We start from the raw sequence: 15,233 nt of genomic DNA on the forward strand, positions 1-15,233 counted from the left end.
GACACTTCATCTCACCGCCTCCGGCGTCTTGTCGGCTTCCATCACGCTGAGGAAGCGCGCGGTGACGGGGTTGCGCGGGTTGGAGAGCACCTCATGTGCCGGGCCCTCCTCCAGGATCCGTCCGCCGCTAAGGAAGGCGACGCGGTCGGCCACTTCGTCAGCGAAGCGGATCTGATGCGTCGAAATGATCATGGTCAGGCCATCGTCGATGGCGAGCCGCCGGATCACTTCCAGGACTTCGTTGACGAGTTCGGGATCGAGCGCCGAAGTCGGCTCGTCCAGAAGCAGCACACTCGGGTTTGGCGCCAGCGCGCGGGCGATCGCCACCCGCTGCTGTTGCCCGCCTGACAGATGCCGCGGCAGTGCGTCGGCGCGATGGCTCAAGCCGACGCGGTCGAGCAGTTCGCGCGCGCGACGGTCGGCATCAATTCGCGTCATGCCTTGGACCCAGCGCAAGGGTCCGGCGATGTTCTCCTTCGCCGTCAGGTGGCTGAACAGGTTGAACTGCTGGAACACCATGCCGACGCCGACGTTGGCGCGCTCATTGGCGATCGCGCGCGGCGACAGCAGCCTGCCGTGGTCGTCGAAGCCGAGCCGCCGTCCCCCGACATGCACCGTTCCGGCATCCCAATTCTCCAGATGATTGATGCAGCGGAGCAATGTGCTCTTGCCGGAGCCGCTGGGTCCGAGCAGCGCGATGACCTCGCCGACGCGAACCGTGAGATTCAAGCCATCGAGCACATCTTGCTCGCCATAGCTCTTGCGCAAATCCCTCACCTCGACCGCGATATTGTTGCGCGCGATCGTCGCGGTGCGCCTGGCCCGTTCCTCCGGCGTCAGCGTCCTGGACGGCGGCACCGGAATTTCCGGCTCTATGCCGGCCGCAACGTCGACCGCCGGCGCGGTCTTCTCGGCAAGCTCCAGCTTGGTCAGGAGATCGACCCGGCGCCAGGGCAGATAATCGGCAAGCTTGCGTTCACGCGAGGTACGATCGAGATCGAGCAACCATTCCAACGCGAGCTGGATGCCGCTGATTGCGCCGGTCAGCACGAGATAGATCAGGCCGGAGGCGAAGAAGATCGAGAAGAAATCGAAGGTCGAGGACGCAAGCTGCGTGCTTCGCAGCGTCAATTCCTGGACTGCGATCACGGAGGCCAGCGACGAATTCTTCAACGCGCTGACGGACTCATTGCCGAAGGCCGGGATCATGGTGCGGATCGCCTGCGGCGCGATCACCCGCCGCATCAGCACCGCGGGCGTCATGCCGAGCGCCTGTCCCGCGGCGATCTGTCCGCGCTCGACGCCGACCACGCCGGCGCGCAGCATCTCGGCGATGAACGGCGCCTCGTTGCAGGCGAGCGCGAGGCCGGCCGCCAGCACGGCCGGCAATTTGATGCCGATATGCGGCAGCGCGTCGTAGGCGAACACCATCTGCAGGATCAGCGGCGTGCCGCGGAAGATCACGGTGTAGCCGCGCGCGATCGCCGCCAGCCACCAGAACCGGCTGAGCTGCATCCAGGCCAGGATCAGCCCGAGGATCAGCCCACCTGCGAGCCCGAGGGCGGTCACCTCCAGGGTGAGCTCGATGCCCGCGAGCAGGTAAGGCAGGCTGAGATAGTGCAGGAACAGGGACATCAGTTGACGGTCAGCAGGCCCGGTTCCTTGAGATTGTCGGGATCAAGTCCCCACTTCTTGAGCAGCGCGAGCTGGTCGCCGGATTTGTAGATCTCCGTCAGTGCGGCCATCACAGCGTCGCGAAACTTCGGCTTGTTCTTGGGTACGGCGATGCCGACCGAATACGGGATCGTCACCGCGATCGCCTTCTCGAGCTTGTCCGGGTAGGCCTTCACCGCGTTATCGACGGTGTTGACGTCGTTGATGTAGGTGTCGGCGCGGCCGGCCAGGATCGCCTGGATGCAGTTGGCGTTGTTCTCGTAGAGCTGCAGCGTCGGCTCAGGCTTGCCGGCCGCTTTGCACTGGGGAACGAGGGCCTGCACCAGCGGCACCTCGACGAAGCCGGTATTTTCGGCCGCCGCCGCGCCACACAGCGAAAGATTGATGCCGTTGATGCCCTTCGGATTGCCCTTGGCGACCAGCACGCCGTCGAATACTTTCGAATAGGTGATGAAGTCAGCCGCCTTGGCGCGCTCCTCGGTCGCGTAGATGTCCGAGATCACGATGTCGGCTTGCCCGCTGGCCAACGTCGTCAGCAACGCGGCAAACGTCACCGCCTTGTAGGTCAACTTGAAGCCGAGGCATTCACCGATCATCTCGCCGAGATCGATGTCGAAGCCGATATATTTGCTGGGGTCTTTCGGGTCGATCGATTCATAGCCCGGCGTATGCGGGTTGATCGCGTTGACGAGCGTCTTGCCCTTCCAGTCCGGATATTTCTCCTGAAGCGCCGCGCATGCCGCCGGCGCCGCCGCCTGCGCGCTTAGCGGCGCCAGAAATCCCGCGGCGACGATCGCGCCCAGAATCGCCCGACGCCACGGAAGTGACGCGCGCCGTGCTTCCCCACAAAGCCATTTCTGCATGTTGCCAGCTCCTCCGACGTTGTCATGGCCACGGCCATGTTCCAAAGCTCGAAGGCAAGGCTACGGGGAACCGCTCCGCAAAAGCTTGTCTGGCGGCGTACAAAAAATTGGATGGAGCGGGCCTGCGGTTTGGGCAACGGCTGCTCAAATTGTATTCGGCGACAGCCCGACGTTTGGCGCGGGCGATTCATTACTCGAACACGGCGGCGCATGCGGCGCTCAGACTGGCCTTCTGCGGCTCAGGCAGGCGATGATGGCTTTCACGTTGGGGATTTCGCCGGCAAAAGCCGGTAGACGTCGGGGGTGCAGGCCCGGCGCTGCTCGGACGAGCCGAGCGCGTTGCCCGATCCGGCCGCGAACAGCGTGAGGAAAAGGCTGAGGGTGGACACCCGACGGGCGCGGCTTTTCAAGGCTGCCAGTCGCGTAACGCTTGCCTTCATGACCGCGTCTCCCTAAGCTCAAACCTGCCCTGCTCCGCCGCAGGCGTGATTGCGACTTACGCGAATTCATTTTGGTCAAATGTGATTTTTCTCACAGTGCGGTGGGACCGCGCCGGCAATAGCGTTCATACGACACTAGCAAGACTCTGGTAACCAAGTGAGGGGGCGGCTGCCGGATCGCTAAAATTGAAGCGATCCGCTCAATCCGCCTACAAACCCATTTTGCGACGTTGCGCTCACAACCCCCGGAGAGCGCAATGAGCGAAGCTGAATTTGATCTGGTGTTGGACGCCGTGCGAGCAGCCGTCGCCCCGACGCCGCAGGAGGATTTCATGGCTCAGCCATTGCCGCGCTTCCAGCCGCCGCCACGCCCCGCGAATGACAACCAGACGCCCTGGCCGCTCATCCCATTTCCGGATGGCTGGTTCGCCTCCTGCTAAAGAGCGCCACTCCCGCCATCCAGCCAAATCCAATCGCCGCCTGCAGAAAGGCGCTGTGTACCGCGGTGCCGGCGAGGTAGCCGGAGTTTCAGAATTCTGCAGGAACCGGTTCGGGGCCGGTTGCCTAAGTCCTTGAACCTCTGTATTGATCCGCCCCGCTTGGGGCCACGTGGCGGAGTGGTTACGCAACGGTCTGCAAAACCGTGTACACCAGTTCAATTCTGGTCGTGGCCTCCACTCATACAATCAATAGCTTACGCCTGATAGATGAGGCGTCGCTTTCATCGCTTCCGGCGACGAAAATCGCGCTTCTTCGGTTTTGGGGCGAGTTCCGGCATCGTCCGCTGCACCTGGCGATATCTTGCCAGCATCCGCTCAAAGCTGGCGTTCAGGGTTTCGGCAATGTCGGGCCGCTTTTCGAGCGCGGCGAGCAGCAGGCCGGCCGCCTCGATCGTGGAAAGTCCATCGCGGCGCGGTTCGCGGCGAAGCTGGCCGTAACGTGACGGCTGGCGGGGGCCCAGAATCACCCGCTGGCATTTCAACATCCAGGGATTGCGCCACCACAGCGCCTTGGCCTGGCTCCAGGTGCCATCGAGCAGCACGATGCCCTCGATGCGTCCGAGGATGCCGCGCTGGTTCGGCTCGAGTGCGCCCTTGCGGTCGATGGCGACGACCTCGGCTTCGGTGTCGAGATCGGCGACCTTGGCGGAGCCGAGATAGAGCACCGCCCAGCGCGACGGGTCAGCCACCGGTTGCTCCAGCGCCTTGGACAGGCTCGGCCAGGACAGCCCGATCCGTACCACCGCTTCCTCGAAATGGCGCGCGGTCAGCCGTGCGGTACCGAGCGCCCTATCCTGCTCCTGCGGATGCTGCAGGATCAGGACCCCAATCCGGTTCCCGATCGGCGTAACACTGTCGCAGATGCACAGCGGCATCGGCTTGCCGCAATGTGGACAGTCCGCGACCGGCTCGGCAAGGATTGTCTGATCTGATTCCGTCATCCGCCCGCTATACGCTACGCGGCCGCCAATTCAACTATTCCGCGGGCGCTGCCAGCGCGGCTGGTTCGGCGCGCCGCCGCAACCGGTCGATCAACAGGTAAATCACAGGCGTGGTGTAGAGCGTCAGGATCTGCGAAACGAACAGTCCGCCGATAATGGTGATGCCGAGCGGCCGGCGCAGCTCCGTCCCGGGACCGGTGGCGAGCACCAGCGGAATGCCGGCAAACAGCGCCGCCATGGTCGTCATCAGGATCGGCCGGAACCTTGCGCTGCAGGCCTCGAAGATCGCGTCCGCCGAAGACAGGCCGCGCTGCCGCTCGGCGTCCAGCGCGAAATCGACCATCATGATGCCGTTCTTCTTGACGATGCCGATCAAGAGGATGATGCCGACAAAGGCGATCACGGTCAGCGGCGTGCCGGTCAGTTGCAGCGCCAGCAGCGCGCCCAGCCCTGCGGACGGCAAGGTCGAGATGATTGTCAGCGGATGGGCCAGGCTCTCATAGAGCACCCCGAGCACGATATACATCGCAACCAGCGCCCCCAGGATCAGGAGCGGCTGCCTCCCGCTGGTCTTGTTGAAGTCGCCGGCGTTGCCGTCAAAGCTGCCACGAATGCCTTCAGGCATGTGCAATTCATCGACAGCGCGCTGGATATTCGACGTCGCCTCGTCCAGCGGCACGTTCGGCAGCAGATTGAATGAAACCGTGGTCGAGGGGAACGACTGCGTGTGGTAGACGGCCAGCGGCGCCAGCCCGCGCTGGTAATGGACGACGGCCGACAACGGCACCTGAACGCCGTTGGCGCCGGCCACGTAGATGCGCTCGAGATTGGCCGGATCGGTCTGGAATTTCGGATCGATCTCCAGCACCACCATGTATTGGTTGCGCTGGGTATAGACGATCGAGATCTGCCGCTGCGAGAACGCGTTGTTGAGCGCGTTGTCGATATCCTGCACGCGGACGCCGAGGCTTGAGGCGGTCTTGCGGTCGATCACCAAATTGAGCTGCAATCCGCCGGGGTCGCGATCGCTGGAGACGTCGGTGATACCTTCAACGGTCTCCATGCGCTTGGCGACGATCGGCGCCCACTTCTGCAACAAGTCGAGATCGGCGCTCGAGAGCGTGTACTGGTAGTCGGAATCGCTCTGTCGTCCGCCGGCGCGGACGTCCTGAGCCGCGAACATGAACAGGCGGATGCCCGGCACCGTGAACAGGTTGCGGCGCAGGCGATCGATCACAAGCTGCGTAGAAACTCCTCCCCGCTCCTCCGGCGACTTCAGGCTAATGAACATGGTGCCTCGGTTGGCGCCACCGCCCATCCCCCCGCTCCCGAGCGAAGAGCCGATTCCGGCGACCGCAGGATCGGCCATCACGATGTCGGCCACCTGTTGCTGCAATTTGAGCATGGCCTGGAACGAGGTGTCAGGCGATGCCCGCGTTGCGCCGATGACGAAGCCGCTGTCGTCGGTCGGGAAATAGCCCTTCGGCGTCTTGATGTAGAGCGTCACAGTCAGTGCGATCGTGGCGAAGAAGACGAGCAAGGTCAGGAACGGAAAATCGAGCACGCCGCGCAGCGTCCACATATAGAAGCGCACGATGCGCGACAGGGTTCCCTCGATCAGACGATCGAACCAGGTGGCGCGATCGGAGGTCGCTTCCTTGATGTAATGCGCACAGATCATCGGGGTGATCGTCAGCGACACCAGGGTCGAGACCAGGATGGCGAAGGTCAGCGTCAGCGAGAATTCACGCAACAGCCGGCCGACGATGCCGTCCATGAAGATCAGCGGCGTGAAGGCGGCGATCAGCGACAGCGAAATCGAAACCACGGTGAAGCCGATCTGCTTGGCCCCCTCCAGTGCCGCCGGATAAGGCGCCATGCCCTGCTCGAGATTGCGGTACATGTTCTCGATCATCACGATCGCGTCGTCGACCACGAAGCCGACGGAGATCGCCAGCGCCATCAGCGACAGATTGTCGATCGAGAAACCGGCGAGCCACATGCCGGCGCACGTGCCCGCGAGCGCCAGCGGCACCGAGACGCCCGCCGCAATCGTCGGCGTCAAGCGGCGCAGGAACACGAACACCACGACCATGACGAGCCCGGCCGTGGCAAGCAGCGTCAGTTGCATGTCGAGCACGCTGGCGCGGATGGTGCCGGTGCGGTCCACGAGGGTGGAAATCTCGAGACCGGCGGGGATCCACTGCTTCAGCTCCGGCAGCATCGCCGTCACACGGTTGACGGTGTCGATGACATTGGCGTCGCCCTGCTTGGTGATCTGGATCAGGACCGCCGGCTGCTTGTTGAACCAGGCGACCGAGCGGACGTTGCGCACGCTGTCTTCGATTTCGGCGACATCAGAGAGGCGGACGAAATTGCCGTTCGCACTCTTGATCAGGATGTTGCGGAACTCGGCGGCGGTTCGCATCTGCGGATTGATCGAGAGCGTCTCGCTCTGGCGGCCGCCATTGAAGATGCCGACCGGCCCGAGCGGATTGGCATTGACGATGGCCTGGCGGACGTCCTCCGTGGCAATGCCCGCATTCGACAGCGCCACCGGATTGAGCGAGATCCGGACCGCCGGCTGATCGGCGCCCGAGACCGTGACCTCGCCCACGCCCGGCACTTGCGAGATGCGCTGCGCGAGCACGGTATCCGCAACGTCGTACATCGCGCTGGTCGACATCGTCTTCGACGTCAGCGCCAGCACGAATACCGGCGCCGCCGCAGGATTGGCCTTCCTGAAGATCGGCAATGTCGGCAGGTCGGTCGGCAGATCCGCCATCGAGGCGTTGATTGCCGCCTGCACGTCGCGGGCGGCGCGATCGATGTTGCGACCGATCGCGAACTGCACCTGGATGCTGGTGCTGCCGAGCGAGCTGACCGACGTGATCTGCTCCACGTCCGCGATCTCGCCGAGCCGGCGCTCCAGCGGCGCCGCCACCGTCGCAGCCATCACCGACGGGTCGGCGCCCGGCCGCGATGCGAACACCCTGATCATCGGGAAATCGACGTTCGGAACCGACGCCACCGGCAGGAACTCGTACGCCACGATCCCGAGCAGGAAGAGCCCGATCGCCATGAGCGTGGTGCCGACCGGACGACGGATGAAGGGCTCCGAGATCGAGATCGATGCCATCACTGCATCCCCTCGGTCGCCCCCGCGACCGGCGGGCCCTGCGGCCCCGGGTCTGGCAGCGCGTGCTCGATCCTGCGGTTCAGCCGGTCGAGCGCGAGGTAGATCACGGGCGTCGTGTAGAGCGTCAGCAACTGGCTGAGCAGGAGGCCGCCGATGATGGAAATGCCGAGCGGGAAGCGCAGCTCGGCGCCGGTGCCGCTTTCGATCGCAAGCGGCAGCGCGCCGAACAGCGCCGCCAATGTCGTCATCATGATCGGCCGGAACCGCAGCAGGCAGGCCTGCACGATCGCGTCATAGGGCGACATGCCCTTGTGCCGCTCCGCCTCCAGCGCGAAGTCGATCATCATGATCGCGTTCTTCTTGACGATGCCCATCAGGAGAATGATTCCGATCAGGCCGATGACCGAAAGGTCCTGCCCGAACAGCATCAGCGCCAGGATGGCGCCGACGCCTGCCGAAGGCAGCGTCGACAGGATCGTGATCGGGTGGATGTAGCTCTCATAGAGCACGCCCAGCACGATGTAGATCGTGATGATCGCGGCGAGGATCAGCCAGGGCTGGCCGGCGAGCGATCTGGAAAATTCCGCAGCGTCGCCGGTATAGACCCCGACGATGCTGTTGGGCATGCCGATCCGGGTCTCGAGCGCCTTCACCGCTTCAACGGCATCGCCGAGCGCCTCGCCGGGCGCGAGGTTGAAGCTGAGCGACACCGCCGGGAATTGCGCCTGGTGCGAGATCGCGAGCGGCGCCGTGGTACGCGTCAGCGTCGCCACTGCCGACAGCGGCACCTGCGCGCCGTTCACGCCGGGCAAATACAGCTTGTCGAGGATCGATGGATCGCGCTGATACATCGGCAGCGCCTCCAGCACGACGCGGTACTGGTTGGCCTGTCCGTAAATGGTCGAAATCTGCCGCTGCGCGAACGCGTCGTTCAGGGTGTCGTTGACGGCCTGCAGGCTGACGCCGAGCTGGCCCGCGCGCTGGCGATTGATATCGAGCGCGGCCCGGAGGCCGGCCTCCTGCGCCTCCGACGACACGTCGCGGAACATCGGATCGCGCCGCATCTCGGCGACCAGCTTGCCCGCCCAGAGCGACACCTCTTTGGCGTCCGTGCCGTTCAGCGTGTACTGGTACTGCGACCGGCTCGACTGTGTCGAAATCTGCACGTCCTGCACCGGCTGGAAATAGATGGTCATGCCGGGGATCGACGCCGTCTTCTGCTTCAGCCGCGCCACCACCGTCGAAATGCCGTCACGCCGCTCGCCGAGCGGCCTGAGCGTCATCACGAGCCGGCCGACATTGGTGGTCGGGTTGACGGAGCCAGCGCCGATCACGGAAACCACGCCGGTCACGTCCGGGTCCGACTTGATCAGGTCCGCCGCCTTGGTCTGTCGGGCCTGCATTTCGGCGAAGGAGACGTCCGGGCCTGCCTCGGTCACCGCTGTTATCGATGACGTATCCTGCAGCGGCAGGAAGCCCTTTGGCGCGATCACATACATGAACAGCGTGAGCGCGATGGTGGCGAAGGTCACCAGCAGGGTCGCGCGCTGGCGCTGCAGCACCCACAGCAGCGTGCGGTGGTAGAACTCGACCATACGGTCGATGAAGCCGCTGATGGCGCCAAGGCCCGGCAGCACGAATTCCTCGCCGACATGCTTCAAGAGGCGCGAGCACATCATCGGCGTCAACGTCAGCGAGACTACCGCCGAGGTCACCACCGCAATCGTCAGCGTCAGCGCAAATTCGCGGAACATGCGCCCGACCAGCCCGGACATGAACAACAGCGGGATGAAGACCGCGATCAGCGACAGCGTCAGCGAGATCACGGTGAAGCCGATCTCGCTCGCGCCCTTGAGCGCGGCTTCCATCACCGACTCGCCCTCCTCCATGTGGCGGACGATGTTCTCGATCATCACGATGGCGTCGTCGACCACGAATCCGGTGCCGATCGTCAGCGCCATCAGCGACAGATTGTCGAGGCTGAAGCCGGCAAAATACATGATGCCGAAGCTCGTGATCAAAGACAGCGGCAGCGCGACGCCCGCGATCAGCGTGGCGCGCAGGGAGCGCAGGAACAGCAGCACCACCAGCGTCACCAGCACGACGCTCAGGATCAGCGTAAACTGCACGTCGCGGACGGAGGCGCGGATGGTGACGGTGCGATCGCTGACGATGGTCAGGTTGACGCCGGCCGGAATCAGGCGTTGCAACCGCGGGATCTCGTCGCGGATCTGGCGGACGACCTCGATGACATTGGCGCCGGGTTGGCGCTGGATGTCGATGATGACCGCCGGGGTGCCCTGGTACCAGCCGCCGGTGCGGTCGTTCTCGAGCCCGTCGACGATCACGGCCACGTCGCCGATCGTCACCGGCGAGCCGTTGCGATAGGCGATGATGATCGGCTTGTAGGCCTCCGCTGCCGCGATCTGGTCGTTGGCGGCGATCGTGTAGGCTTGCTGCGCGCCGTCGAGCGATCCTTTCGGGCCCGAGACGTTGGCGCCGGCAATGGCGTTGCGCAGGTCCTCCATCGAGATGCCATAGGCCGCAAGCCGCGCCAGATCGGCCTGCACCCGCACCGCCGGTTTCAGCCCGCCGAGCACGGCGACGCGACCGACACCGGAAATTTGGCTCAGCCGCTGGCCAAGGATCGTGTCGGCGAGGTCGCTCATCGCGCGCAGCGAGATCGTCTCCGATGTCAGCGCCAGCGTCATGACCGGCGCATCCGCCGGATTCACTTTCGCGTACACCGGCGGGTATGGAAGATTCTTCGGCAATACCCCCGCGGCGGCATTGATCGCAGCCTGGACGTCCTGGGTCGCGCCATCGATGTCGCGGTTGAGATCGAACTGCAGCGAAATCTGGCTGACGCCGAACGAGCTGGTCGAATTCATCGACGACAGCGACGGGATCTGTCCGAGCTGGCGTTCGAGCGGTGCCGTGATCAGGGACGCGATCACATCGGGGCTGGCGCCCGGCAGTTGCGTCGACACCTGCACCGTCGGGAAGTCGACCTGCGGCAGCGCCGAGACCGGCAGCGCGAAATAGCCGAGCGCGCCGCCGATCAGAAGCGCGATCCCGAGCAGCGAGGTCGCGATCGGCCGGCGGATGAACGGTTCAGAGACGCCCATGGCTTTGCGTACTCGTCCTTGCGAAGTCAGACATTAATTTCAGCATGATCTTTTCGGAAAACCGGTTTCCATTTTTCCGGATCATGCTCTAGGTTGATCGTCCGGTCATGGCTGCGACTTCGCTGCGCCGCCTGACGTTTCACCCCCCGTTGCCGCCCCGCTCGAGCCCTTCTGGTCGCCCTCGCCCTGCGTGCGCTCGCGCCGCGAACGATGTTCGCCGTCCTTTGCCTGGCCATCTTTGGCCTGACCATCCTTGGCTTGGCCGTTCTTGGCATCCGGGCTGCGGCTGCGCTTGCGCGGCGCGAGATCGGCGGTCGGCGCGGCGTCGTCCTTGCCGACGATGACTTTCGATCCATCGGCGAGATTGGCAAATCCCGTCGTGACGACGCGGTCAGAGGCCGCGATCCCCTTGCCGATCACGGCGTCATGCTCGTTCTGCTGGATGACCGTCACCGGTTTTGCGGTGACGATATTGTCCTCGCCGATCACATAGCTGAATGTTCCGGCGGGCCCGCGCTGCACGGCCGAGGTCGGCACCACGATCGCCTTCGGCAACGTCTCGACCTTCAGCCGCACATTGACGAATTGGCCGGGCCAGAGCTGGAAATTACCGTTGGGAAATTCCGCCTTCAGTTTCAGCGTGCCGGTGGTCGGGTCGACCTGATTGTCGATGCCGGTCAGTTTGCCGGTATCGATCACGGTCACGCCGTCATTGCCGAACACATCGACTGCAAGCGTGCCCTGGGCGGCCGCCGCGTTCACCCGCACGATCTGCTGCTGCGGCAGGCTGAACCACACCGCGATCGGCTGCAACTGGGTGAGAACGACGAGGCCCGTGGTGTCGGAGCCATGGATGATGTTGCCCTGGTCGACCTGGCGGAGGCCCGCGCGGCCCGAAATCGGCGCAACGACCTTGGTGTAGCTCAGCGTCGCCGCCGCGTTGTCGATCGCAGCCTGATCGGCCTTCACCAGCGCTTCCTGCTGCGCAACCACCGCCTTCTGGGTGTCATACTGCTGCTTCGAACCGGCGTTGGTTTGAGCGAGTTGCTGGTAACGTGCGAGGTCGAGCCGCTGGTTGGCGAGCAGCGCCTCATCCTGCGCCTTCTTGGCGACGGCCTGATCGTACTGCGCCTGATAGATCGCGGGATCGATTTCGGCGAGCACGTCTTCCTTCTTGACGTCCTGCCCCTCGACAAAGTTCACCTTGATCAGCTTGCCGTCGACCTGCGAGCGAACCGTGACCGTATTCAGCGCGCGCACCGAGCCGACGCCGTCGAGATAGACCGGCATGTCCTGCACGCGCGGCGTGGCCGCCAGCACCGGCACCGGCAGGTCCGGCCGTGCGTTGGCGTTGTGGCCACCGCCCTTTTGCTGCCAGGCCAGCCAGCCGATATAGCCGAGGCCGCCGAGGATCACGACCGCAATGATCAGCGACACCATCCGCCTGAGCAGGCGCGACAACAAGCCCGGCTTCTTGACCTCCGCAGCCTTCGCGTTGTCCTTTGCTTCCGGCTTAAAGAGCATCGACCGGTCTCTCCACCTTTGGCTCCCAGCCGCCGCCCAGCGCCTGATACAGGCTGATGATCGCCTGCAGCCGGGCCAGTTGCGCCTGCCACAGCGCGTCCTCGGCCTGGAATAGAGTCTGTTGGGTCTGTAGCACAGTTACGATGTCAGCAGTTCCGGCCTGCAACTGCTGTTCGGCCAATTGAAACGCCCGCTGTGACGACGCCACGACGTCACGCTGCAGCCTCAGCCGGATCGTGGTCTCGCGTATTGCCACCAGCGCGCTGTCGACGTCGGCAAAGGATTGCACCACCGCCTTACGATAGGCTTGCAGCAGTTCATCCTGCTGCGCCTGCGTTAATTCGAAATTGCCGAGGATCCGCCCGCCGTCGAAGATCGGCTGCGTCGCGCTGCCGACCAGGCTGAAGAACGCCGCATGCGGCTGGAATAGCGCCGACAGCGCCGAACTCTGATAGCCGCCCTGCCCGGTCAACTGGATACTCGGAAAGAACTGCGCGCGGGCGCTGCCGACATTGGCGGTGGCGGCTGCGAGCTGTGCCTCCTGTCGCCTGATGTCGGGACGCTGCGTCAACAGCCCCGACGGCAGGCCCGGGGTTACCCGTGGAATGGCGACGTTGTTGAGCGAGCCGCCGGTGATGCGCACGCTCTCCGGCGGCCGCGACACCAGCGTCGCCAGCGCATTGATGTTCTGGTCGAGGGTCTGCCGGAGCGGTGGCACCAGCGCGCGCTGGTTGGCCACCAGGCTCTCCTGCTGCGCGACGTCGAGATCGGTGCCGGTGCCGGCCTTGAAGCGATCCCTGATCGCGTTGAGAACACGCTCGGCGCTGGCGATGTTGCGCTGGGCGGTGCGAATCCGATCCTGCGACGTCAGCACCTGGAAATAGGCATTGGCAACGGCGGTCAGTGTGGTCAGCGCCACCACCTCGCGGTCGAAGCGGCTGGCGACCGCGGTCTCTTCCGCGGCCTGCGCAGCGTCGCGGTTCTGGCCCCAGAAATCGAGCTGATAGCTCGCGGCAAGCGAGGCGTTGTAGTTGACCACCTCGCGCCCGCCGATGCTCAAGCCGCTTGCGCTCGAGCCGGAGGTACGCGAATACGTCTCTGATCCACTGCCGGACAGCGTCGGCAGCAAGGCCGCGCCGGCAATCCGAGCCTGCGCGTCCGCTTGCTTGAAACGCGCCACCGCCGCCGCAATGTCCAGATTGACCCGCTGGGCTTCTTCCATCAGCGTCGTCAGCTCCGTCGAGCGAAAGCCACGCCACCAGTCGAGCGTCGGCGGCGCGTCTGAGGCCTTTGTCTGCCGCGCCGCCTTGTAGCCGCCGGGAATATCCAGCGCAGGATCGGGAAGATCCTTGGTCAGGATGCAGCCGGCCGAGCTCGCGGCAATCACAAAACCCGCAAACATGCGCAACACGGTTCGCAGGCTTGGCACGGGCGCGCGCGGCCGTGCGCCGACAGCAGCCCCCCGGATGCGCTGGGTCACCTCCGTTCTCCTCCGCGCGCCGAATCAAGTCGCGATGAGTTCGCAACGCGTTGGGGGATAGTCTGTAGAACCTTCACGGAGTGATGCTTCCAATGGAACCGCCCCGTCATACTACTCCGGGGGCATGGCAAGCGGACAGTCCTGCCAACCCGACGAGAGACCCTGGCCAAGTTCAACCAGAGAACCTCCGAATAGCAAGTTGTCCTTATCTTACAGGCCTTACTTCAATTTCGTGGGCACCGGAAGCTGCCGGAATCTTACGAAGATTTCATGGGGATTTCCGAGCGCCTGTTGCCCCGAATCCCCAATGCTCCGACACCATCCGGCACCCCATTTCGCGGACCGAGAGTCGCGAGGCAGATTGCCGCGGACCGGTGGGTCGATTCGGGCCGGCTCGCACCGCGGCGCAAGGGGGCCTTTCCCTTTTGCCGCCCCCGCACTAGGGTCAGCCGGGAGCGAAATAACCGGCAAAGAATACCCCCGACATGACAATCAACAACGACGTCGTCGAAGCCATCGGCAATACGCCGCTGATCAAGCTGAAGCGTGCCTCCGAGCTGACCGGATGCACCATCCTGGGCAAGGCCGAGTTCATGAATCCCGGCCAGTCGGTCAAGGACCGCGCCGGCAAGTGGATGATCCTGGAGGCGGAGAAACGTGGCGCGCTCAAGCCGGGCGGGCTGGTGGTGGAATCGACCGCCGGCAATACCGGCATCGGGCTCGCGGTCGTCGCCAGCGCCCGCGGCTACCGGACCCTGATCCTGATCCCGGAAACTCAGAGCCAGGAAAAGAAGGACATGCTGCGGCTGTGCGGTGCCGAATTGATCGAGGTGCCGGCGCTGCCCTACTCCAATCCGAACAACTATCAGCATGTCGGCAAACGGCTGGCTGACGAACTTCGCAAGACCGAGCCGAACGGCGTGTTGTTCGCCGACCAGTGGAACAACCTCGACAATGCCAAGGCGCACTACGACTCGACCGGCCCGGAGATCTGGCAGCAGACCGGCGGCAAGGTCGACGGCTTCATCTGCTCGGTCGGCACCGGCGGCACGCTCGCCGGGACCAGCCGCGCCCTGAAGGAAAAGAACAACGGCATCGTCACCGCCTGCGCCGATCCGCACGGCTTTGCGATGTACGAACTGTTCAAGCATGGCGAGGCCAAGTCGACGCCGGGCGACTCGATCACCGAGGGCATCGGTCTTGGCCGCGTCACGTCCATCATCGAGACCGCCAAGGTCGACGACGCCTTCCTGATTTCGGACGAGGAAGCGGTCACCGTGATCTACGAACTGCTGGAGCACGAGGGTCTCTGCCTCGGCGGCTCGACCGGCGTCAACGTTGCCGGCGCGATCCGGCTGGCAAAGCAGCTCGGGCCCGGGAAGACGATCGTGACGATCCTCGCCGACTCCGGCAACCGCTATCAGTCCAAGCTGTTCAATCCGGATTTCATGCGCTCGAAGAACCTGCCGGTGCCGGCATGGCTCGAGAAGCGCACCAAGATCGACGTGCCGTTTGTTTAGGACGCGAGTAGCGAATAGCGAATG

The 15,233-nt window shown here is 64.3% G+C and carries 10 protein-coding genes and 1 tRNA gene; 3 read left to right on the plus strand and 8 right to left on the minus strand.

What is annotated here, in order from left to right; translation table 11 throughout:
- Nucleotides 1-6: 6 nt before the first annotated feature.
- The 3 genes from OZ411_RS01890 to OZ411_RS01900 form a co-directional block, all read right to left on the minus strand.
- On the minus strand, nt 7-1,635 hold the full coding sequence (locus OZ411_RS01890; RefSeq protein ID WP_282526561.1) for an amino acid ABC transporter permease/ATP-binding protein: 1,629 nt from the start codon (nt 1,633-1,635) through the stop codon (nt 7-9).
- On the minus strand, nt 1,635-2,537 hold the full coding sequence (locus tag OZ411_RS01895) for an ABC transporter substrate-binding protein (protein WP_130579185.1): 903 nt from the start codon (nt 2,535-2,537) through the stop codon (nt 1,635-1,637). Before OZ411_RS01895 ends, OZ411_RS01890 begins: the two co-directional genes overlap by 1 nt.
- A gap of 260 nt (nt 2,538-2,797) precedes the next feature.
- Nucleotides 2,798-2,977: a hypothetical protein gene (locus OZ411_RS01900; RefSeq protein ID WP_245476142.1), complete on the minus strand. Its 180-nt coding sequence runs from the start codon at nt 2,975-2,977 to the stop codon at nt 2,798-2,800.
- A gap of 257 nt (nt 2,978-3,234) precedes the next feature.
- Here OZ411_RS01900 and OZ411_RS01905 point away from each other — a divergent pair, with 257 nt between their 5' ends.
- Together OZ411_RS01905 and OZ411_RS01910 are read left to right on the plus strand one after the other, a co-directional pair.
- Nucleotides 3,235-3,417 (plus strand): hypothetical protein, encoded by a 183-nt coding sequence (locus OZ411_RS01905; RefSeq protein WP_130579187.1) that lies wholly within the window; start codon nt 3,235-3,237, stop codon nt 3,415-3,417.
- Nucleotides 3,418-3,580: 163 nt separating this feature from the next.
- A tRNA-Cys gene (locus tag OZ411_RS01910) sits at nt 3,581-3,654 on the plus strand.
- Nucleotides 3,655-3,698: 44 nt separating this feature from the next.
- Here the strand turns inward: OZ411_RS01910 and OZ411_RS01915 are convergent.
- From OZ411_RS01915 to OZ411_RS01935, 5 genes are all read right to left on the minus strand, one after another.
- The gene (locus OZ411_RS01915) at nt 3,699-4,418 is read right to left on the minus strand and encodes a tRNA-uridine aminocarboxypropyltransferase (RefSeq protein ID WP_130579189.1); all 720 of its coding nucleotides are present in this window, start codon (nt 4,416-4,418) and stop codon (nt 3,699-3,701) included.
- A 34-nt stretch (nt 4,419-4,452) separates the two neighbouring features.
- Nucleotides 4,453-7,557: an efflux RND transporter permease subunit gene (locus OZ411_RS01920; protein WP_282526562.1), complete on the minus strand. Its 3,105-nt coding sequence runs from the start codon at nt 7,555-7,557 to the stop codon at nt 4,453-4,455.
- Complete coding sequence (locus tag OZ411_RS01925; protein WP_130579194.1) at nt 7,557-10,685, minus strand: efflux RND transporter permease subunit; 3,129 nt, start codon at nt 10,683-10,685, stop codon at nt 7,557-7,559. The genes OZ411_RS01920 and OZ411_RS01925 overlap by 1 nt, the downstream gene beginning before the upstream one ends.
- A gap of 105 nt (nt 10,686-10,790) precedes the next feature.
- Complete coding sequence (locus tag OZ411_RS01930; RefSeq protein WP_282526563.1) at nt 10,791-12,209, minus strand: efflux RND transporter periplasmic adaptor subunit; 1,419 nt, start codon at nt 12,207-12,209, stop codon at nt 10,791-10,793.
- Nucleotides 12,199-13,611, minus strand: a complete 1,413-nt coding sequence (locus OZ411_RS01935) for an efflux transporter outer membrane subunit (RefSeq protein WP_282526598.1) — start codon at nt 13,609-13,611, stop codon at nt 12,199-12,201. Before OZ411_RS01935 ends, OZ411_RS01930 begins: the two co-directional genes overlap by 11 nt.
- A 563-nt stretch (nt 13,612-14,174) precedes the next feature.
- Between OZ411_RS01935 and OZ411_RS01940 the strand changes: the two genes are divergently transcribed.
- A complete protein-coding gene (locus tag OZ411_RS01940) occupies nt 14,175-15,209 on the plus strand; it encodes a cysteine synthase A (protein WP_282526564.1) in 1,035 nt (344 codons plus the stop codon).
- Nucleotides 15,210-15,233 lie beyond the last annotated feature (24 nt).

This window comes from Bradyrhizobium sp. Arg237L (assembly GCF_029990105.1).
Taxonomy (GTDB): Bacteria; Pseudomonadota; Alphaproteobacteria; order Rhizobiales; family Xanthobacteraceae; genus Bradyrhizobium.